The organism is Phytopseudomonas daroniae, assembly GCF_004327285.1.
In the GTDB taxonomy this organism is placed as follows: Bacteria; Pseudomonadota; Gammaproteobacteria; order Pseudomonadales; family Pseudomonadaceae; genus Aquipseudomonas; species Aquipseudomonas daroniae.
The window spans coordinates 190,171-214,513 of record NZ_QJUI01000004.1 but is presented as its reverse complement, the minus strand read 5'-3'; the positions used below and the strand labels follow the sequence as shown (position 1 = coordinate 214,513).

General features: G+C 63.0%; 18 protein-coding genes. 7 read left to right on the top strand and 11 right to left on the bottom strand.

Going from position 1 to position 24,343, the window contains the following annotated elements:
* Nucleotides 1-36: 36 nt before the first annotated feature.
* From DNK06_RS06175 to DNK06_RS06140, 7 genes are all read left to right on the top strand, one after another.
* On the top strand, nucleotides 37-300 hold the full coding sequence (locus tag DNK06_RS06175) for a YeaC family protein (RefSeq protein ID WP_131179158.1): 264 nt from the start codon (nucleotides 37-39) through the stop codon (nucleotides 298-300).
* A complete protein-coding gene (locus tag DNK06_RS06170) occupies nucleotides 300-1,145 on the top strand; it encodes a DUF2797 domain-containing protein (protein WP_131179157.1) in 846 nt (281 codons plus the stop codon). The genes DNK06_RS06175 and DNK06_RS06170 overlap by 1 nt, the downstream gene beginning before the upstream one ends.
* Nucleotides 1,146-1,205: 60 nt before the next feature.
* Nucleotides 1,206-3,863, top strand: a complete 2,658-nt coding sequence (gene pepN / locus DNK06_RS06165; protein WP_131179156.1) for an aminopeptidase N — start codon at nucleotides 1,206-1,208, stop codon at nucleotides 3,861-3,863.
* A gap of 621 nt (nucleotides 3,864-4,484) precedes the next feature.
* Nucleotides 4,485-6,458 (top strand): DUF1302 domain-containing protein, encoded by a 1,974-nt coding sequence (locus DNK06_RS06160; protein ID WP_131179155.1) that lies wholly within the window; start codon nucleotides 4,485-4,487, stop codon nucleotides 6,456-6,458.
* Nucleotides 6,459-6,473: 15 nt separating this feature from the next.
* Complete coding sequence (locus tag DNK06_RS06155; protein WP_131179154.1) at nucleotides 6,474-7,835, top strand: DUF1329 domain-containing protein; 1,362 nt, start codon at nucleotides 6,474-6,476, stop codon at nucleotides 7,833-7,835.
* Nucleotides 7,836-8,141: 306 nt separating this feature from the next.
* Nucleotides 8,142-9,188 carry a WD40/YVTN/BNR-like repeat-containing protein gene (locus DNK06_RS06145; protein ID WP_131179153.1) on the top strand — a complete coding sequence of 349 codons (1,047 nt, stop codon included), beginning with the start codon at nucleotides 8,142-8,144 and terminating at the stop codon, nucleotides 9,186-9,188.
* Nucleotides 9,189-9,207: 19 nt separating this feature from the next.
* Nucleotides 9,208-11,586, top strand: coding sequence for an efflux RND transporter permease subunit (locus DNK06_RS06140; protein WP_131179152.1), 2,379 nt, complete (start codon nucleotides 9,208-9,210; stop codon nucleotides 11,584-11,586).
* Nucleotides 11,587-12,050: 464 nt separating this feature from the next.
* Here DNK06_RS06140 and DNK06_RS06135 read toward each other — a convergent pair whose 3' ends face one another.
* The 11 genes from DNK06_RS06135 to DNK06_RS06085 all read right to left on the bottom strand — a co-directional run bounded on the left by DNK06_RS06135 (nucleotide 12,051) and on the right by DNK06_RS06085 (nucleotide 24,302).
* Nucleotides 12,051-12,875 carry an AraC family transcriptional regulator gene (locus DNK06_RS06135; protein ID WP_131179151.1) on the bottom strand — a complete coding sequence of 275 codons (825 nt, stop codon included), beginning with the start codon at nucleotides 12,873-12,875 and terminating at the stop codon, nucleotides 12,051-12,053.
* A gap of 13 nt (nucleotides 12,876-12,888) precedes the next feature.
* On the bottom strand, nucleotides 12,889-14,529 hold the full coding sequence (locus tag DNK06_RS06130; RefSeq protein WP_131179150.1) for a BatD family protein: 1,641 nt from the start codon (nucleotides 14,527-14,529) through the stop codon (nucleotides 12,889-12,891).
* Entirely contained in the window at nucleotides 14,526-16,277 is a 1,752-nt protein-coding gene (locus DNK06_RS06125; protein ID WP_131179149.1) for a VWA domain-containing protein, read from the bottom strand. Before DNK06_RS06125 ends, DNK06_RS06130 begins: the two co-directional genes overlap by 4 nt.
* A complete protein-coding gene (locus DNK06_RS06120; protein WP_131179148.1) occupies nucleotides 16,274-17,305 on the bottom strand; it encodes a vWA domain-containing protein in 1,032 nt (343 codons plus the stop codon). Before DNK06_RS06120 ends, DNK06_RS06125 begins: the two co-directional genes overlap by 4 nt.
* Entirely contained in the window at nucleotides 17,298-17,792 is a 495-nt protein-coding gene (locus DNK06_RS06115) for a DUF4381 domain-containing protein (protein WP_131179147.1), read from the bottom strand. Before DNK06_RS06115 ends, DNK06_RS06120 begins: the two co-directional genes overlap by 8 nt.
* Entirely contained in the window at nucleotides 17,789-18,742 is a 954-nt protein-coding gene (locus tag DNK06_RS06110; RefSeq protein ID WP_131179146.1) for a DUF58 domain-containing protein, read from the bottom strand. Before DNK06_RS06110 ends, DNK06_RS06115 begins: the two co-directional genes overlap by 4 nt.
* Nucleotides 18,742-19,701, bottom strand: coding sequence for an AAA family ATPase (locus DNK06_RS06105; protein ID WP_131179145.1), 960 nt, complete (start codon nucleotides 19,699-19,701; stop codon nucleotides 18,742-18,744). Before DNK06_RS06105 ends, DNK06_RS06110 begins: the two co-directional genes overlap by 1 nt.
* Nucleotides 19,702-19,821: 120 nt before the next feature.
* Nucleotides 19,822-20,757 carry a 5-oxoprolinase subunit C family protein gene (locus tag DNK06_RS06100; RefSeq protein WP_131179144.1) on the bottom strand — a complete coding sequence of 312 codons (936 nt, stop codon included), beginning with the start codon at nucleotides 20,755-20,757 and terminating at the stop codon, nucleotides 19,822-19,824.
* Entirely contained in the window at nucleotides 20,754-21,473 is a 720-nt protein-coding gene (locus DNK06_RS06095) for a 5-oxoprolinase subunit B family protein (protein ID WP_131179143.1), read from the bottom strand. The genes DNK06_RS06100 and DNK06_RS06095 overlap by 4 nt, the downstream gene beginning before the upstream one ends.
* Nucleotides 21,470-22,222, bottom strand: a complete 753-nt coding sequence (locus DNK06_RS06090) for a 5-oxoprolinase subunit PxpA (RefSeq protein ID WP_131179142.1) — start codon at nucleotides 22,220-22,222, stop codon at nucleotides 21,470-21,472. Before DNK06_RS06090 ends, DNK06_RS06095 begins: the two co-directional genes overlap by 4 nt.
* A 196-nt stretch (nucleotides 22,223-22,418) precedes the next feature.
* Nucleotides 22,419-24,302: a methyl-accepting chemotaxis protein gene (locus tag DNK06_RS06085; RefSeq protein ID WP_131179141.1), complete on the bottom strand. Its 1,884-nt coding sequence runs from the start codon at nucleotides 24,300-24,302 to the stop codon at nucleotides 22,419-22,421.
* Nucleotides 24,303-24,343 lie beyond the last annotated feature (41 nt).

Below are 24,343 nucleotides of genomic sequence, written 5' to 3'. Positions count from 1 at the left end.
GGTAGAATCAGGGCTTTCCCAGCCTTGGAGCCAGCCATGTCCTCCTTCGTCGAACTGATCCGCAACATCACCCCGGACGTGTATGAAAGCCTCAAGCTGGCCGTGGAGATCGGCAAGTGGCCGGACGGCCGCAAACTGACCCAGGAGCAGAAGGAACTGAGTCTGCAGGCGATGATCGCCTGGGAGCTGCAGAACCTGCCCGAGGATCAGCGTACCGGCTACATGGGCGCCTCCGAGTGTGCCTCGAAATCCGAGCCGATCCCCAACATCCTCTACAAGTCTTCGGAAACCCTGCACTGATGCTTGAAGTAGCCCGTGGCGCCCTGAACAAGATGGCCACCCAGCTCGATGCGCCGGTGCAATATGCGTTTCGCCTGGGCGACGAACAGGTCGCCGTCAACCCGATGATTGGCAAGACCGTGCGCCTGGAATACCTGGGCGCGATTCATTGCAGCCATTGCGGGCGCAAGACCAAGACCAGTTTCAGCCAGGGTTATTGCTACCCCTGCATGCAGAAGCTCGCCCAGTGCGACCTGTGCATCATGAGCCCGGAGCGCTGCCACTACGACGCCGGCACCTGCCGCGACCCTGCTTGGGGCGAGCAGTTCTGCATGACCGATCATGTGGTCTACCTGGCCAATTCCTCGGGCATCAAGGTGGGCATCACCCGCGCCACGCAGATCCCCACGCGCTGGATCGACCAGGGCGCAACCCAGGCGCTGCCGATCATGCGTGTCGCGACTCGCCAGCAATCCGGTTTCGTCGAAGACCTGCTGCGTACCCAGGTGGCGGACAAGACCAACTGGCGTGCATTGCTCAAAGGCGACGCGACGCCGGTCGACCTGCATGCCGTACGCGAACAGATTTTCGACGCCTGCGCCGAAGGCATGACCGCGCTGCAACAGCGTTTCGGCCTGCATGCCGTACAGCCGCTGAATGACCAGCCGGTGGTCGAGATCCGTTACCCGATCGAGGGCTACCCGGCCAAGATCACCAGCTTCAACCTGGACAAGAATCCCGTAGTGGAAGGTACGCTGCTCGGCATCAAGGGACAGTACCTGATGTTCGATACCGGCGTGATCAACATCCGCAAGTACACTGCTTACCAATTAGCCATAAGCTGCAAGCTTCAAGCTGCAAGCTGATGGAAACCCGACTTGCAGCTTGAAGCTTGAGGCTTGAGGCTGCCTCGAAGAGGCTCTCCCATGCGCACCGAGCAATCGAAGACCATCTACCTGAAGGACTATCAGGCTCCGGATTACCTGATCGACGAAACCCATCTGACCTTCGAACTGTTCGAGGATCACACCCTGGTGCACGCCCAGTTGGTGATGCGCCGTAATCCGGCGCTATCTGCGGATCTGCCAGCGCTGACCCTCGACGGTCAGCAACTGGAGCTGCTCGAACTAAAGCTGGATGATCGTGAGCTGACCGCTGCCGATTACACGCTCACCGACAGCCACCTGACCCTGCAGCCGACCCAGGCCAGCTTCGTCATCGACAGCAGCGTGCGTATCCACCCGGAAAGCAATACCGCGCTGGAAGGCCTGTACAAGTCCAGCGGCATGTTCTGCACCCAGTGCGAGGCCGAGGGCTTTCGCAAGATCACCTACTACCTCGACCGCCCGGATGTGATGAGCAAGTTCACCACCACCCTGAGCGCCGAGCAGCACAGCTACCCGGTGCTGCTCTCCAACGGCAACCCGATTGCCAGCGGCAGCGAGGAGGGCGGCCGCCACTGGGCGACCTGGGAAGATCCGTTCATGAAGCCGGCCTACCTGTTCGCGCTGGTTGCAGGTGATCTGTGGTGCGTGGAAGACAAGTTCACCACCCTGAGCAGCCGCGACGTGACCCTGCGCATCTACGTCGAGCCGGAGAACATCGACAAGGTGCAGCACGCCATGGACAGCCTGAAGAAGTCCATGAAATGGGACGAGGAGGTCTATGGGCGTGAGTACGACCTGGACATCTTCATGATCGTCGCGGTCAACGATTTCAACATGGGTGCCATGGAGAACAAGGGCCTCAACATCTTCAACTCCAGCTGCGTGCTGGCCCGTGCCGAAACCGCTACCGATGCGGCGCACCAGCGCGTCGAGGCGGTGGTCGCCCACGAGTATTTCCACAACTGGTCCGGTAACCGGGTGACCTGCCGCGACTGGTTCCAGCTGTCGCTCAAGGAAGGCTTCACCGTGTTCCGCGATGCCGAGTTCAGCGCCGACATGAACTCGCGCACGGTCAAGCGCATCGAGGACGTGGCCTACCTGCGTACCCACCAGTTCGCCGAGGACGCCGGGCCCATGGCCCATCCGGTGCGTCCGGATGCGTACATGGAAATCTCCAACTTCTACACCCTGACCATCTACGAGAAGGGTTCCGAAGTGCTGCGCATGATCCACACCCTGCTCGGCAATGAAGCCTTCCGCAAGGGCTCGGATCTGTACTTCGAGCGCCACGACGGCCAGGCCGTGACCTGCGACGACTTCGTCAAGGCCATGGAAGACGCCAGCGGCATCGACCTGACCCAGTTCAAGCGCTGGTACACCCAGGCCGGCACGCCGCGTCTGGCGGTCAGCGAGACCTTCGATGCCGTCGCCAAGACCTATACCCTGAACTTTACCCAGAGCTGCCCGGCGACGCCGGGACAGAGCGACAAGCTGCCCTTCGTGATTCCGGTGGAGCTGGGGCTGCTGGATGCCCGGGGCAACGACCTGCCGTTGCGCCTGCAGGGCGAGGCCGCTGCCAGCGGTACCAGCCGCGTGCTGTCGGTGACCGAGGCGCAGCAGTCGTTCACCTTCGTCGATATCGCCGAGCAGCCGCTGCCGTCGCTGCTGCGTGGCTTCAGCGCGCCGGTCAAGCTGAGCTTCCCCTATGACCGCGACCAGTTGATGTTCCTCATGCAGCACGACAGCGACGGCTTCAACCGCTGGGAAGCGGGGCAGCAGTTGTCCGTGCAGGTGCTGCAGGAACTGATCGGCCAGCACCAGCGCGGTGAACAGTTGGTGCTCGATCAACGCCTGGTCACCGCGCTGCGTACCCTGCTGCAGGATGAATCGCTGGATCAGGCGATGGTCGCCGAGATGCTGTCGCTGCCGGGCGAGGCCTATCTCACCGAGATCAGCGAGGTGGCCGATGTCGACGCTATCCACAACGCCCGAGAATTTGCCCGCCAGCAACTGGCCGAGGCGCTGTTCGAGCCGCTGTGGCAGCGTTATCAGGCCAACCGCGAGCTGTCGCGCAACACTGCCTACGTCGCCGAGGCCGAGCATTTCGCGCGCCGTAGTCTGCAGAACATTGCGTTGTCCTACCTGATGCTGACCGGCAAACCGCAGGTACTGGCGGCGACCCTGGAGCAGTACGAGGCGTGCGACAACATGACCGAGCGCCTGACCGCCCTGGCGGTACTGGTCGGTTCAAAGTTCGAGGTCGAGCGCGGCAAGGCCCTGGAAGCCTTCGCCGAGCACTTCAAGGACAACGCCCTGGTCATGGATCAGTGGTTCAGCGTGCAGGCGGCCAGCACCTTGCCGGACGGCCTCGCACGTGTACGGGTGCTGATGGAGCACCCGGCGTTCACCCTGAAGAACCCGAACAAGGTGCGTGCACTGATCGGCGCATTCGCTGGGCAGAACCTGGTGAACTTCCACGCGGCCGATGGCAGCGGCTATCGCTTCCTGGCCGATCAGGTGATCGTGCTCAACGCCCTCAACCCGCAGATCGCCTCGCGCCTGCTGGCGCCGCTGACCCGCTGGCGCAAATACGGCAGCGAGCGTCAGGCACTGATGAAGGCGGAGCTGGAGCGGATTCTCGCTTCCGGCGAGCTGTCGGCTGATGTTTACGAGGTGGTGAGCAAGAGTCTGGCTTGAGCAATCGGGCAGCATCCCGGTAGGAGCGTCGCCCTCGGCGCGAAGCGATAGCGGCCTTGACGCGCCTGCTCGAATCACCGCAGTGGCGGGATTCATTCGACTGCTGGCCCTCGATCCCTATGAATGTGGATTCTACGCAACCTGCGGAAACTTCCTCAAATCTTGAAAAGTCCGCTCTAGAGCGGTTTGACTTGATTTCACTCGCATCATCGGGCCGAATGTTACCGTTCGTTCCCGCAGTAACGTTTTTTCGTTACCTGTTGGAATCAAAAGTTACTTCCTTATAAGTCGACACACTTAATATCGCGCGCTGCCGGTTGACGAGTGCGTGCGGCTGTGTGCGCTTTGCACCGTTCTCTGGGGAGGGAACCGGTTTAATGGGCAGTAATCGACAACTATTGATCAGTGGACGATCAGTCATAAAAGGACGGTACGGAGCTGCTCTGGAAAAGCGCTTTCGGCTAATACGATCGTTTGAATTGGCACCAAGGTTGCACTGCAAAAGGTAGTGATGCCAGCCAGTTCAGCGTAATGACAGGGCACCCCGCAGGGGGTGTCCGCCAGGCCCTCCGAAAAATGGGCCGGATAATAACGACTGTCTGTCAGCGGAGTAGAGATTCAATGCGTATCAAGTCCTTTGAGCCGGCCTTGCGCCTGATGCCGGCGAAGGCGGGCTATGCCCTGGCCAGTGTGTTACCGCTGCTGGTCGCCGTACCCGTGCAAGCGGTGGAGTTCAGCTTCGCCGACAACGAAATCAGTGGCTCGCTCGACACCACGCTGTCTTACGGGCAATTGTGGCGCGTGCAGGGGCAGAGCAAGAACAACGATGACGTCAACGTCAATGACGGCAATCGTAATTTCGACACCGGGCTGGTTTCCGAAGTATTGAAGATCACCTCTGATCTGGAAATGAATTACCAGAACTACGGCTTCTTCGTGCGTGGCACGGCGTTCTACGACATGCAGATCATGGACAGGCGCAACGACTTCAACAGCGGCGACAGGCCCGCTCAGCCGAGCCAGAACTTCCCCCGTGATGACAGCTTCACCCGCGACACCCGGCACTCGGCCGGGCGTAATGCGCAGATTCTCGACGCCTATGTGTACGGCAACTGGGATGTCGCCGAGCGACCGCTCAGCGCGCGCCTGGGGCGGCAGGTGTTCAACTGGGGCGAGGGGGTGTTCTACCGCGGTGGTGTGAACACCAGTAATCCGGTGGACGGTGCGCGCTTCCGTCTGCCAGGTTCAGAAATCAAGGAAGTGCTGATCCCCGTCGAGGCGGTCAGTTTCAATATCGGCCTGACCGACAACCTGTCGATGGAAGCCTTCTACCAGTTCAACTGGAAAGAAACCGCCATCGATCCGGTGGGCAGCTACTTCTCCGAGACCGATCTGTTCGCCGAAGGGGGCAGCACGGCTTACTCCAGGATGCCGGCTTTGGGGAGTCCCGCTTTTCGGGGTAATTACGCCGGGTTGAGTGCCCTGGGTGTTGGTGGATTACAGGGCAACAGTTATCTCGATAACAATGGTTATTTCAAGGTCGCCACTATCGGCTCCGACCTCAACGCCAAGGACGATGGCCAGTTTGGCGTAGCGTTCCGCTATATCGCCGAGCAACTGAACTCCACGGAGTTCGGCTTCTATTTCGTCAATTACCACGCCAAAGAGCCAACGGTTCATGCCGACCTGGAAGGGTTCACCGGACTGGATCTGGACGCCATTACGAATGTCGCCAGCAGTAGCGGCTTCGCCGATTACGCTTCTCTGGTAAATGCGGCAGGTTCTGGCAGCGTGGCCGCGCAGACACTCTTGGGACTCGTCAACGGCGTCGCGACCGTCGATACCGCCAACCGGGTCAATGCCCGCCGCGAGTACGTCGAAGATATCCGCATGTACGGCTTCAGCTTCAATACCACCCTGGGCAATGCCTCGGTATTCGGTGAGCTGTCGTATCGGCCGAACCTGCCGATCGGCATCGCCGCGACCAACGATCTGCTCGGCGATCTGCTGCGTCAGGCACCCCAGCTGGTGCAGGGGCAGCTGGTGAACATCGGTGGCAGCAACCTGCAGCTTGGCGATGAAATTCATAACTACGAGCGCGTCGAGGCCTACAACGCGTCGCTGGGGACGATCTACAACTTCGGCCCGTCGCTGGGCTTCGATGCCTTGACCGGCGTGGCCGAGCTGGCCTCCGAGCACTTGCGCGGCAGCGACCTGAAGTACACCGCTTACGACGGTTCGACCCGCTACTACGCCGGGCGTGGTGATTCGTCCTACGCCTTTGGTTATGGCCGCAGCTACCAGGTCAACAAGAATGCCTATGGATACACCCTGGTGTTGTCCGGCACCTGGAACGATGTGATTGCCGGGGTCAACCTGTCGCCCTTCGTCGTCTACAAGGACGACTTCGAGGGCAACTCCTATCAGACCGGCAATTTCATCGAAGGCCGCAAGGCGTACACCCTGGGCATGCGAGCCCACTACATGAACAGCCTGGAAGCCGAACTGCAGTACACCGAGTTTTCCGGTGGCGGTAACAACAACGCCGTGCGCGACCGCGACAATATCGGCGCCAACGTCAAATACTCCTTCTGATCACGGAGAAACAGGATGCTGAACATCAAAGGCGTTGCAGTCGCGCTGGTTCTGCTGGCCGGCAACAGTCTGGCGGCGGTCTCGCCTCAGGAAGCGGCCAGGCTGGGTACCAGCCTGACACCGCTTGGCGGCGAAAAGGCCGGCAACGCAACGGGCAGCATTCCGGCGTGGACAGGCGGCCTCACCCAGGCGCCGGCCGGCTACCAGGGCTCGGGCAAGCACCATGTCGATCCTTTCGCTGACGACAAGCCGCTGTTCACCATCACCAAGGCCAACCTGCAGCAGTACCGGGACAACCTGACCCCTGGGCAGATCGCGCTGTTCGAGGCCTACCCGGACAGCTACCAGATGCCGGTGTACGCCAGCCGCCGCACCGGTTCGGCGCCGCAGTGGGTCTACGACAACACCGCGAAGAACGCCGTCAGCGCCAAGCTGCTCGATGGCGGCAACGGCTTTGCCGACGCCTATGGCGGAATTCCGTTCCCGATCCCGCAGAGCGGGGTCGAGGCGTTGTGGAATCATATCGCCCGTTACCGCGGTACCTACATCGTGCGACGTGCCTCGGAAGTGGCAGTACAGCGCAACGGTTCCTACTCGCTGGTCACCTCGCAGCAGGAGGCGATGTTCAAGTTCTACGACCCCAAGGGCAGCTACGCCAACCTGAACAACATCCTGTTCTACTACCTGTCCTTCACCCGCAGCCCGGCGCGCCTGGCCGGTGGTGCGGTGCTGGTTCACGAGACCCTGGATCAGGTCAAGGAGGCGCGTCAGGCCTGGGGTTACAACGCCGGCCAGCGTCGGGTGCGGCGGGCACCGAACCTCGCCTACGACACGCCGATCTCCGCAGCCGATGGCCTGCGTACCGCCGACGACACCGACATGTTCAACGGTGCACCGGATCGTTACGACTGGAAGCTGGTCGGCAAGAAGGAAATCTACATTCCCTACAACAACTACAAGGTCACCAGCCCGCAGGTCAAATACAAGGATCTGCTGCAGGTCGGTCACCTCAATCCCGCCTTCACCCGCAACGAGTTGCACCGGGTGTGGGTCGTGGAGGGCACGCTCAAACCCGGCGCCCGGCATATCTACTCCAAACGCACCCTGTACCTCGACGAGGACAGCTGGCAAGCCGCCGTGGTCGATCAGTACGATGGCCGCGGTGAATTGTGGCGCGTGTCTCTGGCGTATCTGAAGAACTACTACGAACTGCCGACTACCTGGTCTGCACTGGATGTGTTCCACGATCTCCAGGCCCGCCGTTACCACGTGCAGAATCTGGACAATGAGGAAGCCAATACCATCGACTTCAGCCAGCCGATCGCCGGCGACGGCTATTTCACGCCGGCTGCGCTGCGTCGCCGAGGGACTCGCTGAGCCGATGACGCACAGGCAGCGTGACTGTCATTCGCGCGGTCGATAACACGGGCTTTTTCTTACAAAACAACGGATCGTGGTGGCTACCAAGATCCACAAAGGCCGATAGCATAAGTGGCGCTCTAGGGCACCTCTAAAAACGTAAGCGAGGCAGTCAGCACAAGGAAAAAACAGGCGAAAAAGCGGAGTTTACGAGCTGTAAATGAGCATTTTGAGCCTGTTTTTAACGCAGTGATGACAACGCAGGTAGTTTTTAGAGCTGCCCTCTAGAGGCGCTGGCAATAACAAGAAGAGGGGGAGTTTTGTATGAGTGAGCCCATTTTGCGGCGCACCAGGAGCGGGAAAACCGTGCGGCCCGTGCTGCAGGTGTTATCGCTATGCGCGCTGCTGGTGGCCGCCGCGCCGCTCGTGCAGGCGCAAGCCCCCGACGAGGCCGCCATCTATTCGGTGCCGTCGACAAAGGCCGTTTCCAGCCTCCTGCTCGATATCGCCCATGCCGGCAAGCGTCTGGTCGCTGTCGGTGAGCGCGGCCACATTCTCTACTCCGATAACGGGGGTGCGAACTGGGAGCAGGCCAAGGTGCCGACCCGGCAAATGCTCACCGCGGTGTTCTTCGTCGATGACAAGCACGGTTGGGCGGTCGGTCATGACGCACTGGTGCTCGCTACCCGCGACGGTGGTACGACCTGGGTCAAGCAGTTCGAGGATCTGCAGCGCGAGGCGCCGCTGCTCGACCTGTGGTTCACGGATCTGCAGCACGGCTTCGCCATTGGCGCCTACGGTGCGCTTCTGGAAACTACCGACGGCGGCACAACCTGGGAAGACGTCAGCGACCGTCTCGACAACGAGGACGCCTATCACCTCAACGCCATCACCGAGGTGAAGGACACGGGCCTGTTCATCGTCGGCGAGATGGGCAGCCTGTTCCGTTCCGTCGATGGCGGCGAAACCTGGGAAACCCTGGAAGGCCCTTACCAGGGCTCGCTGTTCGGCGTGCTGGCCACTGGCGAGCCACAGAGCCTGCTGGTGTATGGCTTGCGCGGTCACCTGTTCCACTCCGCAGATGGCGGCGACAGCTGGCAGCAGATCCCACTCGCCACTGCCAGTGGTGGCACCCTGGAGTTCGGCCTGGCCAACGCAGCCTTGCTCGACGACGGCAGCATCGTGGTGGTCGGGCATGGCGGCAGCGTGCTCAAGAGCAGCGATCACGGCCACAGCTTCAGCGTATTCAATCGCCCGGATCGGGTGTCTCTGGCGGGTGTGACCGCAGGTGCCGATGGCAAGCTGATTCTGGTGGGGCAGGGCGGCGTACGCCTGACCTCGTCGACCGGTGCCAATCCAGGCCAACAATAACAAGCTGGGGTAGTGTTCGATGAGTAACCATCACCAAGACAAGGCTAGCCTGCTTGAGCGCCTGATCTTCAACAACCGGCCGGCGGTGATTCTGATCTGCCTGCTGGTCAGCATCTTTCTGTTCTTCCAGGCCACTCAGGTTCGGCCCTCCACCAGCTTCGAGAAGATGATTCCGCTGAGCCATCCGTTCATCCAGAACATGATGGAGCACCGCAACGACCTGGCCAACCTCGGCAATACCGTGCGCATTTCCGTGGAAGCCAAGAATGGCGACATCTTCAGCAAGGAGTATATGGAGACGCTGCGTCTGATCAACGACGAAGTCTTCTACATTCCGGGCGTCGACCGCTCGGGGCTGAAATCGCTGTGGAGCCCCAGCGTGCGCTGGACCGAAGTGACCGAGGAAGGCTTCGCCGGTGGCGAAGTGATTCCGCAGACCTACGACGGCAGCCCGCAGAGCCTGGAAGAGCTGCGCAGCAACGTGCTCAAGTCCGGGCAGATCGGCCGCCTGGTAGCGAACAACTTCCAGTCGAGCATCATCGACGTGCCGTTGCTCGAGTCCTATCCGGATCCCGAGGATCAGGGGCGCCTGGTCACCCTCGACTACCAGGCCTTTTCCCATCAGCTGGAAGAGAAGATCCGCAGCAAGTACCAGGCGCAGAATCCGGACGTGCAGGTGCACATCATCGGTTTCGCCAAGAAGGTCGGCGACCTGATCGATGGCCTGGTCATGGTGGCGCTGTTCTTCGGCGTGGCACTGCTGATCACCTTCGTGCTGCTGTACTGGTTCACCTGGTGCATCCGCAGCACCATCGCCGTGCTGATCACCACCCTGGTGGCGGTCGGCTGGCAACTGGGGCTGATGCATTCGGTCGGCTTCGGGCTCGACCCGTATTCGATGCTGGTGCCGTTCCTGATCTTCGCCATCGGCATCTCCCATGGCGTGCAGAAGATCAACGGCATCGCCCTGCAATCCGGTGGTTGCGACAACGCCCTGACCGCAGCGCGGCTGACCTTCCGGCAGCTGTTCCTGCCGGGGATGATCGCTATCCTCGCCGACGCCGTCGGCTTCATCACCCTGTTGTTGATCGACATCGGCGTGATCCGCGAACTGGCCATCGGCGCGTCCATCGGTGTCGCGGTCATCGTCTTCACCAACCTGATCCTGCTGCCGGTGGCGATCTCCTATATCGGTATCAGCAACAAAGCGGTGGAGCGCAGCAAGCGCGATGCGGTGAGCGAACACCCGTTCTGGCGCCTGTTGTCGAACTTCGCCAGCTCCAGGGTCGCGCCGGTTTCCGTGGCGCTGGCCTTGGTCGCCGGTATTGGCGGCTTCTGGTACCAGCAGCAGAACCTGCAGATCGGCGACCTCGACCAAGGCGCGCCGGAATTGCGCCCGGATTCGCGCTACAACCTCGACAACGATTTCGTCATTCGCAACTACTCGACCAGCTCCGACGTGCTGGTGGTGATGGTCAAGACCGCGGCGGAAGGGTGCTCGACCTACGAAGCCATGGCGGCCATGGACGAGCTGATGTGGACGATGGACAACACGCCCGGCGTGCAGTCGGCGATTTCCATGGTCAGCGTGTCACGGCAACTGATCAAGGGCATGAACGAGGGCAACCTGAAATGGGAAACCCTGTCGCGTAACCAGGATGTACTCAACAACTCCATCGCCCGTGCCGACGGCCTGTACAACGCCGACTGCTCGGTCGCGCCGGTGCTGGTGTTCCTCGAAGATCACAAGGCCGAGACGCTGAAGCGCGCGGTGTCGGCGGTCGAGGGTTTCGTCGCCGAGCATGAATCGGAGAACGTGCACTTCCTGCTCGCTGCGGGCAACGCCGGCATCGAAGCGGCCACCAACGAGGTGATCAGTACGTCCGAACTGCTGATCCTGGTTCTGGTGTACCTGTGCGTGGGCGCCATGTGCATGATCACTTTCCGTTCCTTCGCCGCGACCATCTGTATCGTGCTGCCGCTGATCCTCACCTCGATCCTCGGCAATGCCCTGATGGCCTTCCTCGGTATCGGCGTCAAGGTCGCGACCCTGCCGGTAATCGCCCTGGGCGTGGGCATCGGCGTCGACTACGGCATCTATATCTACAGCCGCCTGGAAACCTTCCTGCGCGCTGGCCTGCCGTTGCAGGAGGCCTACTACCAGACCCTGCGCTCCACCGGTAAGGCGGTATTGTTCACCGGCCTGTGCCTGGCCATCGGCGTAGCGACATGGATGTTCTCGGCAATCAAGTTCCAGGCCGACATGGGCTTGATGCTGACCTTCATGTTTATCGTCAACATGTTCGGTGCCTTGTGGTTGTTGCCGGCTCTGGCGCATTTCCTGATCAAGCCGGAGAAGCTGGCAGGCAAGAAAGGTGGTTCGCTGCTGGCTCATTGAGGCCGTCGATGGGGTGAAGAAACCGCGGCCTGGCCGCGGTTTTCTCATTTAAGGCTGTGCGTGTTTTCTTCAATACGCCTGAGTGGCTGCCGGGTAATTTGCCTCACTCCAATGTAGGGTGGACAACGCTCTTTTTGTCCACCATTGCGATAGTAGAGCGGTGGACGGGTCGGGCCGCGTAGGTGGAGCGTCGTCCACCCTACGAAAGGCCGCTACCGCCTTGTAGCGTCCTGTCAGATGACCCTTGATTCTGGCTCGCGAGATTGTGAACAGGCTCTAAAGCACCGTAGATACCGTCTTGGTTCTTGGCCTGCAAGAGCCTGCTCGGAGTCAGAGGCGTAGGAGCGTTGCCCCCGGCGCGAAACGATTGTAGCCACTCCATAGAATCCATGTCGTGGCCGCTATTTGCTGCGGGGCGCGGCTACAGGATCGCGGCAAACCACAGTGTCTATACGTGTACGCGTTCAGCCGCGGTATTGGCCGGGGGTGGCGGCGAGAAACTGTTTGAAGGTGCGCTGGAAATGCGCCTGATCGGCGAAGCCGGCTTCCAGGGCGACTTCGGCGAGCGGAGCTCCGCTCTTCAGGCGCGAGTGGGCGAACTGGATGCGGCGGTTGAGCAGGTAGGCGTGGGGCGTCATGCCGTAGCGCTGCTTGAAGCCACGGATCAGTTGTGAGGGTGACAGCTGTGCGGCTTCGCACAGGGTATCGAGCTTGAGTGTTTCGCCGCAGTGCTGATGGATCAGGCGAGCGGCCTGTTCCAGCCGGGGGTTGATGCTGTCGTCACTGTCGCCCTCCAGCGTCAGCCGCTCCAGCGCAAGGCTGAAGAAGGCCGTCGCCTGGGCTGCCTTGTCGCTTGAACCAAGCGCGAAATCGAGCAGCGTTTCGCGAAGCTGCAGCAAGCCCTGGTACAGCTCGGCATCTTCGCTGACGATGCAGGCGAAACGCTGGAAAGCCGAAGTGTCGGCAAGCCCCTGATCGTGCTGCAGGCGGCCCAGCCACTGTGGGTCGATATACAGCATCAGGTACGACCAGGGTTGGCCGTCGATGGGATTGCAGGCGTGCACGTCGCCCGGGTTCATCAGCACCACGGTGCCCTGGCAGACGTGCCGATCCACATCGCGGTTGCTGTAGGTGCTCTGGCCGCGGGTGATCGCGCCGATGGAGAAAATCTCGTGGCTGTGCCTGCCGTAGCAGACCTGGCGACCATCCTCGATCGAACGCAGCTCTATAAAGGGCAGGGCGGCATCACGCCAGAAACTGGGAACCGGTGAGGTGGGTCGCTCGTCCATCAGTCTTTCCTGCTCAGCGCGGATACAGGGGCGGCAGCTGGGTGGTTTCCTGGCCGTTTTCCTGCGTTTTCTCGGCCGCCGGCAACTCGCCGATGGCTTGCCACAATTGGGCGCCCTGCCAGTGCTGGCCGCTTTCGCTGTAGAGCGCACCGTTGAGACCGTCGAGGGCTTCCGATAGCGGCGCGAAGCGGGCTGCCATATCGGCCAGGGTTTCCGGTTGCTGGCGTGCCCAGGCATCGAGGGCCTGGCGGGTAGCCTGGGTGTCGTTGGCCAGGCAGGCGCGCTTGAGGTCGTCGAGCAGGGTGCGCGGGCTCGGATCGCTCTGTACCGCGCGCTGAATGGCTGGCTGGCGCCGGGCGTGCCACCACAGGCCGAAGCCGAGCACGCTGGTCAGGGCGAACAGCACGCTGCTCAGTTGCCAGGGCCACAACAGCACGTCCTCGGCAGCGGAGCTACGTGGGCGGGGTTCCACCGGTTGCTCCACGCTCATGGCCGGATCGGCCGCAACTTCCAGGCTGCGCCCAGGCAGGCTGGTACGCTCCAGGCGATCCTCATGGGTGTTCCACCACACCACCTCGACTGCCGGCAGCTCCAGCGTGCCGGCCTTGCTGGCGACCAGGGCTTCACGTTCTTCACGGCTGCCGATCAGGCCGCGTTCGCTGCTTTCGTTGTTCAACTGCGGCTGATCCGGGTAGCGGCGCAGGCCATCCACCGTGGTCGCGGGTAGTGGCGGCAGTTGCGCGCTGGACAGACCATCGGCCTTGAGCATCATGCTGCGGGTCAGCGAGTCGCCGACCTTGACCTGGCCTGGCTCCGGGCTCCAGGCCTCGGCCAGGCTGAGGGCACGGGCTGGCAGCCAGGGCACGTCAGCGGGGTAGTCGGCGGGCTTGGCCTTGACCGTCAGGGGGATTTCCGGTGATTCGACCCGCGTGACCTTGCCGGGGCGCGGCCCGAAGGGCAGGTAATCGTTGCGGTTGGAGCGGTCGACCAGGGTGGCGCTGAACATCTGGCCGGGAATGGTCAGCTGGCCGCTCTTCTGCGGGAAGATGGCGTAGCGCAGTTCGATCACACCATGGCGAACTCCGCCGATGTCCTGCTCGTAGGTGCGCGGCTCGCCGAGGGACTCGACGCGGGCATCGGCGATTTCCAGCGGTGTCAGGCTGCTGTCGTCATACAGCGATACGGAGTGATAGATGCGCAGCGTCAGCACGCTCTGCGCCTGCACGTAGACGCTCTCGTGATCCAGACTGGCGTCGATGAATACCGGCGCCATTTGCTCATCCGTGCTCTGGGTGGCCGACTCCAGCACGTGCAGGCTGATCGGCTGGCTTTGCGAGTCGCCAAGACGAAGCGGTGGCACGATGACGTAGCCGTTGTGGCGTGGCCGCAAGGTGACGATCCAGCGGGCGGTGGCGCGGGTTTCGCCATTCTGGGTGGTGAGGCGATTGACCTGTCGGGTACCCAGTACCTCGAACAGTTCGTTGAGCGGCGCCAGATCGGGTTTGCCGAACTGGGTCGGATCCGTGGACTCCAGGATCAGCTCGACGCTTTCGCCCAGGCTCAGTCGGCTGCGGTCGACGCTGGCGATAAAATCCTGCGCGCTGGCCTGAAACGCCAGCAGGCAAAAGAGCAGGGTGCAGAGCAGGCGGGTCATCGTGGCTGTTCCTGACGCTGTTGCTGTTCATACCAGAATTTGCGGCGCAGCAATTCGCCCGGATCATCGGGAATCTGCCGTAGCCATTGTTCCAGGGCCTGGCGGCGCTCGCTATCGAGCGGCGCGTCGGCTTCGGAAGTGCCCGTGTCGGGTGCTGGCGATTCAGCGCTCTCGTCCGCCTCGGACGGCTGCCCTTGCGACGTTTGCGGGTCGCTCGGCGGCTGCTCATCCTGCGGGGGGGCGGGCTGGCCCTGGCTGTCCTTTCGTTCGTCCGGGGTGGGCGCCGAAGACTGGCCAGGTTGCTGCTGTTCGCCGTTTTCGTCGCGTTCGGGCTGCTCGTCTGGCTGGTCTTTCTGCTGTTGTTCCTGTTGCTGCTCACGCTGGCGCAGCAGTTCTTCCACCAGTGCCTTGTTCTTTTCCGCCTGGAGCAACTGCGGATCGATTTCCAGGGCTCGTTCATAGGCATCCACCGCGGCCTCCAGCTCGTTGCTGTGCGCCAGGGCATTGCCGCGGTTGTAGAAGGAGACCGCGCTGTCGCTCAGCGCGAATTGCTCGGCCGCGGCAGAATAATCACCCGCCTCGTAGAGTGCCAGACCGCGCCATTGCGGATCGTTGAACCGCTCGGCGGCTTCCTTGGGACGCTGTGCTTCGAGCAGGCGCTGGCCCTGTTGATCCGCGCGCAGCCAGAGGTCGTCGAAGCTGAAGGCCATGCCCGCCTGTGGCGTACCGAGCAACAGTAGCGGCAGACACAGCAGCCAGCCGCGGCGCCCGGCGCAGGCAGCCAGCAACAACAAGGGTAGCAACAGCCAATAACCCTGATCGGCCCAACTGCGCAGCTGGGTCTTGTGGCCGTTGTCGCGCAACTGCTGCGGGCTATCGAGCAGGCCGAGGGTGCGCAGGTCGCGCTCGTCGAGGCTGATTGCCCGGTACTGACCAGCAAGCTCCCGGGCGAATTGGCTCAACCCTGCGGCGTCCAGGCGGGGCATGAGGATGGCGCCCTGGTCGTCCTTCATGAAGGTGCCGTCTTCCTGAATGATCGGCGCGCCCTCGCTGCTGCCGACGCCAAGGATGCGCAGGCGCTCGCCGCGGCTGCCTAGCAGGTTCCTGATGGCGCTGCGTTCGCTTTCGTCGAGGCTGCTGGTGATCAGCAACAGGCGGCCCAGGCCCTGGGCGCCACCCTTGAGCAGTTCGAGGGCCTTGGCCACTGCGAGGTCGGCGCGCTTGCCCGGTTCCGGCATGATCGATGGCTTGAGCGCTTCGAGGAGGTTTCGGCTGGTGCCCAGGTCATCCGATAGCGGTACGACGGTGTGAGCGCTGCCGGCATACACGACGATGGCGGTCTGCGCATCGCCGCGTGCCTGCAGCAGATCGAGCAGCTTGCGACGTGCCTGGGCCAGGCGGTTCGGCGAGGCGTCGCTGGCCAGCATCTGCGGGGTCAGTTCGAGCATGACCACCAGTGGATCTGCCGGCTTCAGATCATTCTGTTCCACGCGCTGCCAGCTAGGGCCGAGCAGCGCCAGAGTAGCCAGCAGCCAGGCCAGACCGAGAGCGATCCATGGCAGGCGACTGCTACGCCCCTGGCCACCGCGCAGCAGCACGGCATGGAAGGCTGGCGGCAGCAGCGTTTGCCAACGGCCGCTGCGTTTTTCCCGGTGAGCCAGCAGCCACAGCAGCCAGGCCATCAGTGGCAGCAACAACAGCCAAAAGGGGCGTAGCCAATGGGGCCACAGGCCGGAGAATTCGATCATGGTGTCTTGCGCCTCACCCGCTGCATCAGGGTGAGCCACTGTTGGCGCAGTTGTGGCAACAGGTTACGCATCACCAGAGCCAGGCTGAGCAGCACAGCCGCTGCCAGGGGCCAGGCATAAAGCGCCAGGGCAGGGCGCGCCAGTGTGGGTTGCTGGGCCACGGGCTCAAGGTGATCGAGGGTCGTTTCGATGGCTTGCAACTCACTCTGATCGCGAGCCCGGAAGTATTCGCCGCCGCTGAGTTCGGCGATGGCGCGCAAGGTCGGCTCGTCCAGATCCAGGCTCGGATTGAAACCAAACGCGGCGAAGTTGCCGCCTTGCTGCGGGTCGGCACCGATGCCGATGGGATAAATGGTCACGCCTTCTTCGGCAGCCAGGCGTGCAGCGGTCATCGGCTCGATTTCGCCGCCATTGTTGGCGCCGTCGGTGATCAGCACCAGTACGCGGCTGTGGGCGGGTCGCTGGCGCAGACGCTTGACGGCCAGGCCAATGGCATCGCCGATGGCGGTGTTATTACCGGCGATGCCGATTACCGCTTCGTCGAGCCAGGTACGCACGGTCTGACGATCGAAGGTCAGCGGCGCCTGCAGATAGGCCTGGCTGCCGAACAGGATCAGCCCGACCCGATCGCCGGTGCGGCCTTCGATGAAATCACCGATCAGGTGTTTGACCAGCGTCAGGCGGCTGACTTCTTCGTCCTCCCAGCGCATATCGGCGTAATCCATGGAGCCGGATACGTCCACGGCGATCAGCAGATCACGCCCGCTGGCGGGCAGCGGCAAGGGTTCGCCGACCCATTCAGGGCGTGCGGCGGCGCCGAGCAGCAACAGCCAGAGCAGGGCGAAATGCACCTGTTTCTTCCAGGGTGGCAAGCGCAGGCGGGCGCGGCGACCGGAGAGGTTTTCCAGCTCACCGAGAAAGCTCACCTGCAATGCCGCTTCGCCACTGTCGGCTGGTGGCAACCACAGGCGCAGCAGCCAGGGCAGCGGCGCGAGCAGGAAGATCCACGGCCAGGCGAACTCAAACATGCTTGCGGATCCAGATGGCGACGGCCTGGTTGAGGTCTTCGATGGCCTTGTCATCCAGGTTGCACTGCGGTTTGTAGGCGCCTTCGACCAGAATCATCCAGCGTGTCAGGCCGGCCGCCGGGCAGCGGTTATCGAGAAACGCCAGCCAGGCACGGCTGCTCAGGGTATGGCTGTGGCTGTCCGGATAACGTTCGCGACACAGGCGTTTGAGTAGCCCGTTGATTTGTTGCAGCCAGGGCCCGGCAGGGGCGCCGTCGTAGGGTTTGCTGAGGTGTTGCAGCTCTTGCAGCGCGGCTTCACGCAGCGGATCCAGGGGCTGTTCGCTGGTTTGTTTGCGCCGCAGCTTGGGCAGCCGCTCGAGCAGGCGCCGGGCGCCCCACAGCAGAGCTGGTAGTAGCAAGGCGAGCAGCCACCAGCCGGGTGCGGGCGGCCACCAGCCGACGGCGGCTGGTGCGAGCAGCGGTTCGAGTTGATCCAGCGGATTCATGCCGATTTACCGGAGCGCAGGTTGTTCAGGTGCTCGCGCAACTGCTCGACCAGCTCAAAAGCGGTGGACAGCGACAGCAGCGGTACGCCGAGCTTCTGCGCCAGGCGCTGCCAGCGCGCCTGACGGGCCTGCGCCTGGGCGCGATAGCTGTGCTGCAGGTCGGTGTCTTCGGTGTCCACTTCCAGTTGTGCATCGCCATCGGCGAAACGCAGTAAACCGGAAATGGGCAGGGCGTGATCCAGAGGGTCGGACACTGGCAGCAGCAACAGATCGGTGTGCCGGGCGAGCAGAACCAACTGTTGCTCGCTGCTATCGCTCAGGGTGCGCTCGTCACACAGGATCACCACCAGGCTACCGGGGCGCAGCACCTCGCGAGCACGGCGCAGGGCCTGACCGAAGCTGTCCCGATAGACCGGCGCCTCGCCAGACAGCGCCTGGTTGGCGCGGGCCAGGCGGCTGAGCAGTTGCAGCAGGCTCTGCTTGCTGCGCCGCGGTTTGATTTCGTGATGATCCTGGCCACCGAATACCAGGCCGCCGATGCGGTCGTTATGGCCTAGTGCGGCCCAGCCGATCAGGCTGGCGGCGCGGGCTGCGAGCACCGATTTGAACAGTAATCCGGAGCCGAAGAACAACTGGCGGCTCTGCTCCACGAGAATGTAGATCGGCCGCTCGCGCTCTTCGTGGAACAGCTTGGTATGCGGCTCCTGGGTGCGCGCGGTTACGCGCCAGTCGATGGTGCGCACATCATCGCCGGGCTGATAGACTCGCACCTGGTCGAAATCCACACCGCGCCCGCGCAGTTTCGAATGGTGCAGGCCGATCAGCGGGCTGTGCTGACCGGGCGTGGAGAACAGATGAACTTCGCGCACGCGGTGACGCATGTCGATCAGTTGCTTGAGATCGGTACGGATGCCCGCCTGCAGCTCAGGGTTATCCGCGTGCGGTTGCATCAGGCCACCGCGACCACGTCGAGAATGCGCTGGATCACGCGATCCTGATCGATACCCGAGGCTTCCGCTTCGAACGACAGGATGATGCGGTGGCGCAGCACGTCGAACAGCACCGCCTGAATGTCTTCCGGGCTGACGAATTCCCGGCCAGCCAGCCAGGCGTGGGCGCGTGCGCAGCGATCCAGGGAAATGGAGCCGCGTGGGCTGGAACCGTGGGCGATCCACTCGGCCAGTTCGGCGTCGAACTTGCCCGGCGTACGTGAGGCCATCACCAGCTGCACCAGGTACTCTTCCACCGCGTCGGCCATGTACAGACCGAGGATTTCCTTGCGGGCGGCAAAGATCGCCTGCTGGCTCAGGCGGTGATCGGGTTTGGTTTCACCGTGCAGCGCCTCGCCACGCGCCTGGGCGAGGATCTTGCGCTCCACGCTGGCGTCGGGGAAGCCGATCTTCACATGCATCAGGAAGCGGTCGAGCTGGGCTTCCGGCAGGGGGTAGGTGCCTTCCTGCTCGATGGGGTTCTGCGTGGCCATGACCAGGAACAGCGGCGACAGGTCGTAGGTGCTGCGGCCTACCGACACCTGGCGCTCGGCCATGGCTTCGAGCAACGCCGACTGCACCTTGGCCGGTGCGCGGTTGATCTCGTCGGCGAGCACCAGGTTGTGGAAGATCGGCCCCTGCTGGAACACGAAGCTGCCGGTTTCCGGGCGATAGATTTCCGTGCCGGTGATATCGGCGGGCAGCAGATCCGGAGTGAACTGGATGCGGTGGAACTCCGCCTCGATGCCTTCGGCCAGTTCCTTGATCGCTTTGGTCTTGGCCAGGCCGGGAGCGCCCTCGACCAGCATGTGACCGTCGGCCAGCAGGGCGATCAGCAGGCGATCGATGAGTTTTTCCTGACCGAGGATCTGGCTGGCGAGAAAGTGGCGAAGGGCGAGCAGCGCGTCTCTGTGTTCCATAGGTTTTCCAAGATGGAAATCGCGAGCGACGACCACCGCTCGTCAGGGCCGACCATGATAATCGAAGGGGAGGGGGTTAAGCCATCGACGCCCATGTCTTATGCCACGGGCATCACGACTTCACTGCCACTGCGCCAACAGTTGGCGATGGCGCTGCTGGGCGCTGGTTTGCTGGCTGGGTGCGAGTTGCAACGTTTCGCCGGGCAGGCACTGGGCCAGGCGGGCGACGGCCTGTGGGGTGAGGGCGCCGAGGCGCGGGTAGCCGCCGATGGTCTGGCGGTCGTTGAGCAGAATGATCGGCTGGCCATCGGCAGGCACCTGTACGGCACCGAGGGGGATACCTTCGGAGACCATCGCCGAATGCTGACACTGCAACTGCGGGCCGTTCAGGCGTACGCCCATGCGGTCGGCGCGGGCGTCGATGATCCAGGTCGTGTTGAAGGCATCGAACAGGCTCTGGCCGCTGAAGTCGCCGATCTGTGCGCCCAGTATCAGTTCCAGGCGCGGCGAGGGCGTGAAACGTGGGATTCGCCCGGTGGGGATCTGCCGTGGCGTGCCGGCCTGGCCCTGCCAGTCAAGCTGATCATCCTGCGCCAGTGCCTGGCCATCGCCATGCAGGCCGCCGAGGGCTTCGCGGGCCACCGTGGCACGGCTACCGAGCACCGGCTCGGCAAGAAAACCACCAGGCGCTGCCAGGTAGGCCCGCGCGCCATTCACCGGTTGGACGAAATCCAGGCGCTGGCCCTTGCTCACCCTGAAGCTGCGCCAGGGCGCCAGGGGCTGGCCGTCCAGGGTGGCGCCCAGGTCGGCACCGGCCAGGGCCAGCTCACCATCCCGTTCGCAGCACAGGCTGAGATTGCCCAGGGTGATTTCCACCACTGCCGCATTGAGATCGTTGCCCAGCAGCCAGTTGGCCCAGCGCAGGGAGATCCAGTCCAGGGCGCCACCCTGGGTCACGCCGAGGTGACGCACGCCGAAGCGGCCGGCGTCCTGCAGCAGGGCGAAGGGGTTGCTACGCAGTACACGCAGGCCACCGCGATCATGTTGAGGGTTCATGGCGCGCGCTCCAGAGGGGTATCGTCGCCGCCGAGGCGAATGAATTCGGCATGTTCGATGGCCACGAAGCGCACACGATCACCCGGACGCATCAGGCTGTAGCCGTCGATCTCGCGGTCGAACAGTTTTGCCGGAGTACGCCCCAGCAGGTTCCAGCCACCGGGCGAGACCACCGGGTAGACCGCGGTCTGGCGATCGGCGATGCCGACGCTGCCCGGCGCGATGCGCTTGCGCGGGGTGCTCAGCCGCGGTGTGGCCAAGGCATCCTCCACCAAACCCATGAAGGCGAAGCCCGGCGCGAAGCCGAGGGCGAACACCTGGTACTCGCGCGCCGTGTGACGCTGGATCACTTCGGCCTCGCTGAGCCCGCTGCGTTTGGCCAGCAAGGGCAGTTCCGGGCCAACGCTGGCGTCGTACCAGGTGGCCAGGGTGTGGCAGCGCCCGGCGCCGGTAGTGGCTGGTTGCAGGTCACTGAAGGCTTCGGCGATCAGCGCTTTGGCCTGCATCGGATCGAGGGCTTCGAGGTCGTATTGCAGCAGCAGGGTGGTGTAGGAGGGCACCAGATCGATCAGCGCGTCGCCGAAGCACTGGCGCAGGCGTTCGCTGGCAGCCAGCAGCCAGGGCATGTTGCTTTCATCGATCTGCTCGAACAGTCGCAGGATCAGGGCATCGATCCCGGCGATCTCGATCTTCGGTGTCGGTACGCTCACTGTCATGCCCGCCCCAGGGCGTCGAAGGCCTCGCGAATACGCTGCACCGCGGCCACCGAACCGGCGTTGTCACCGTGCACGCAGAGCGTATGGGCCTGCAGGTTCAGCGCGCTGCCATCGCTGGCTACCAGGGCTTCGCCGCGCGCCAGGGTGGTGGCCTGGTTGACGATGGTCTCGGCGTCATGGTGCACGGCGCCGGGCAGGGCACGCGAAACCAGGAAGCCGGCGGGGTCATAGGCGCGGTCGGCGAAGGCCTCGAACCACAGGGTGATGCCGAACTCGTCGCCGATGGCCTGGGCCTGGGTGTTGTCGCGGGTGGTCATGAGCATCACCGGCAGGCTGCTGTCATAGGCCGCCACGGCGCGCATCACCGCCCGCAGGATTTCAGGTTTGCGCATCATGTCCTGGTACAGGGCACCGTGGGGTTTGACGTAGCTGACACGGGTACCCTGGCTGCGGCAGATACCCTCCAGAGCGCCGACCTGATAGAGCAGCAGGTCTTCGACCTCCTTGGGCGAGCAGTCCATGGAACGGCGGCCGAAACCGACCAGATCCGGGTAGGCCGGATGGGCGCCGATCCGCACGTCATGGGCCACGGCCAGGGCGACGGTCTTGGCCATGGTGCTGGGATCCGAGGCGTGGAAACCGCAGGCGATATTGGCGCAGTCGATGAAGGGCATGACCTCGGCATCCAGGCCCATTTTCCAGGCACCGAAGCTTTCACCGATATCGCAATTCAGGAGCAGGCTGTTCAAGGTGATGTCCTCTGTGCGTTCTACGTTCACATGTAGAGTCGGCGTAGGTGGATACGTCTTATGACCCTGATTGGCATTTTTCAGTGCCACGGGCGAGGCGTCCAACTAATTAAAGCGGCCGCTGGAGATAGGAAAAGTCGATGGAGGGGCTGCCGCGACGCGTCGGCTGACGGTCGCGGCGAGCAGGTGACGGGGTTCAGGCGATGCGGAACTGATTGGCGCTGGTGGTCAGCGCCTCGACCTGGTGCGACAGGCTCTGGGTGTGTTCGTCCAGGCTCAGGCGCAGGGTCTTGGTCTTGCCGGTGTGCAGGTTGATGTCCTCGACCTTGGCGGCGATCTCCTCGGTGGTGCTGGAGATCTGTTCGATGGCCACCACCACCTGGCTCATTTCCGCGCTCAGGTGCTCCATGGAACCGGTGATGCCATCGATGGCCCGAGCCACCTCGCCGGAGCTGCGTTCGCCTTCACTGGCCAGTCTCAGGCCGCTGACCATCAGGTCGTCCATACGCTGGGTCTGCTGGCGCAGGTCGTTGACGATCACCGCGATGTCGGTGGTCGCCGCCACGGTCTTCTGCGCCAGTGAGCGCACCTCATCGGCCACCACCGAGAAGCCCCGGCCGGCCTCGCCCGCGCGGGCGGCCTCGATGGCGGCATTGAGCGCCAGCAGGTTAGTCTGGTCGGCCAGGCCGTTGATCACGTCGATGATGCTGGTGACCTTGCCGCTCGACTGGGTCAGGGCACTGACCTGGGTATGGGTGTCCTGGATCAACTGCGACAGGCGGCGCATGTTGTCGGCGCTGGCGACTATCACCGCAGCGCCGTTGCGCGCCGATTGATAGGCCGCCTGGGTGGCGTTGCCGACATCGTTGGTGCGCTGGGCCATTTCGTTGACCGTGGCGGATATCTGCTGCGAAGCGGACGCCGCCTGTTCGGTCTGCATCTCCACCTGGGTGCTGTTCTCCTCGAGACGGCGCATGGCGTCATTGAGGTAGTTGTGCAACTGGTTGAGCTGCTGATTGCCATCGACCACCTGGCGAATGACGCCGGCGATACCCACTGTCATCTGGTTGGAGGCGCTACCCAGCAGGTTGAATTCATCCTTGGGGTTCTGGCCAACCTCGATGCGTGCGGTGAGATTGCCGGCGGCAACCTGGGAGAGCAGGCGGATCACCTTGTCCAACTGAGCCATCAGCAGACGCGAGGCCTGACTGAGGGTGATCAGCATGAACAGCGAGACCAGTACGAAGGTCAGGCCCATGGCCCAATTGGCGGTGCTGCGCGCCTGTTCGGCCTGTTGTGTGGTGCGCGCGAGCACGCCTTGCTGCAGACGAGTGTTTTGCTCGCCGATGGCCGCGTCGATCTGGCGGCCCTGATCGAGCAGCTGTTTCTCGGTGTCGCTGATACGCAGGATCAGTGCGTCCGCCGCGGCGAAGGCCTGGGTGAAGGCGTTGACCGACTGGCCGACCTGGGTGTCCTGCCAGTCCAGGTCGACGACCTTGGCCTGCAGTTCGCTCACGGCCGCATGCACGCGCTGGGCGTAGGTGGGGTTGAAGGTGGCCAGGTAGTCGCGCTGATTGTTCAGGGCCTCGACGACGAAGGGCTGGATCAGGCTGATGGTTATTTGCTCCAGCTCCTTGGCACTCTCGGCCAGGTGCGCGCGCTTGCCGTCGAAGGGCGTCAGGCCAAGATCGCGAGACAAGCCCAGCCAGGTTTCCTGGAGGCGTATATCGTCCTGCAGCAGTTGCTCGATCGACTGGGCCTCCTGGGTGATGCTCGGGTCGTCCAGACTGGTGGCGCGTTCGGCGTACTGGCGTGACATATCCGCGAGGGCGGTCAGGCTGGCCTGGAAGTCGGCTTCTCCTTCCGGGGTCAGGGCGCGCCGCTCGGCACCGAGCTTCAGCCACTGATTCATCAGTGTGGCAGAAGCCCCTGCATAGGCGGTGGCGTTCTCGCGGGCCTGCAGGGCGTGGTCGAGTCGCTGGCTGGCCCAGAACGAGGAGGCCGTCATCAATGCCAGACTGGAGAGGGTAATGAGGATGAGCAGACGGAACTTCTGCTTCCAGGAAAGGAAGAACGGCATGGTGGTTCCCTTGTTGGCTTTATTGTTTTGCGTGGACTCTA

Coding starts and splice junctions, on each gene's coding strand:
- DNK06_RS06175 (WP_131179158.1), top strand. CDS start 37: ATGTCCTCCTTCGTCGAACTGATCCGCAACATCACCCCGGACGTGTAT.
- DNK06_RS06170 (WP_131179157.1), top strand. CDS start 300: ATGCTTGAAGTAGCCCGTGGCGCCCTGAACAAGATGGCCACCCAGCTC.
- pepN (WP_131179156.1), top strand. CDS start 1,206: ATGCGCACCGAGCAATCGAAGACCATCTACCTGAAGGACTATCAGGCT.
- DNK06_RS06160 (WP_131179155.1), top strand. CDS start 4,485: ATGCGTATCAAGTCCTTTGAGCCGGCCTTGCGCCTGATGCCGGCGAAG.
- DNK06_RS06155 (WP_131179154.1), top strand. CDS start 6,474: ATGCTGAACATCAAAGGCGTTGCAGTCGCGCTGGTTCTGCTGGCCGGC.
- DNK06_RS06145 (WP_131179153.1), top strand. CDS start 8,142: ATGAGTGAGCCCATTTTGCGGCGCACCAGGAGCGGGAAAACCGTGCGG.
- DNK06_RS06140 (WP_131179152.1), top strand. CDS start 9,208: ATGAGTAACCATCACCAAGACAAGGCTAGCCTGCTTGAGCGCCTGATC.
- DNK06_RS06135 (WP_131179151.1), bottom strand. CDS start 12,875: ATGGACGAGCGACCCACCTCACCGGTTCCCAGTTTCTGGCGTGATGCC.
- DNK06_RS06130 (WP_131179150.1), bottom strand. CDS start 14,529: ATGACCCGCCTGCTCTGCACCCTGCTCTTTTGCCTGCTGGCGTTTCAG.
- DNK06_RS06125 (WP_131179149.1), bottom strand. CDS start 16,277: ATGATCGAATTCTCCGGCCTGTGGCCCCATTGGCTACGCCCCTTTTGG.
- DNK06_RS06120 (WP_131179148.1), bottom strand. CDS start 17,305: ATGTTTGAGTTCGCCTGGCCGTGGATCTTCCTGCTCGCGCCGCTGCCC.
- DNK06_RS06115 (WP_131179147.1), bottom strand. CDS start 17,792: ATGAATCCGCTGGATCAACTCGAACCGCTGCTCGCACCAGCCGCCGTC.
- DNK06_RS06110 (WP_131179146.1), bottom strand. CDS start 18,742: ATGCAACCGCACGCGGATAACCCTGAGCTGCAGGCGGGCATCCGTACC.
- DNK06_RS06105 (WP_131179145.1), bottom strand. CDS start 19,701: ATGGAACACAGAGACGCGCTGCTCGCCCTTCGCCACTTTCTCGCCAGC.
- DNK06_RS06100 (WP_131179144.1), bottom strand. CDS start 20,757: ATGAACCCTCAACATGATCGCGGTGGCCTGCGTGTACTGCGTAGCAAC.
- DNK06_RS06095 (WP_131179143.1), bottom strand. CDS start 21,473: ATGACAGTGAGCGTACCGACACCGAAGATCGAGATCGCCGGGATCGAT.
- DNK06_RS06085 (WP_131179141.1), bottom strand. CDS start 24,302: ATGCCGTTCTTCCTTTCCTGGAAGCAGAAGTTCCGTCTGCTCATCCTC.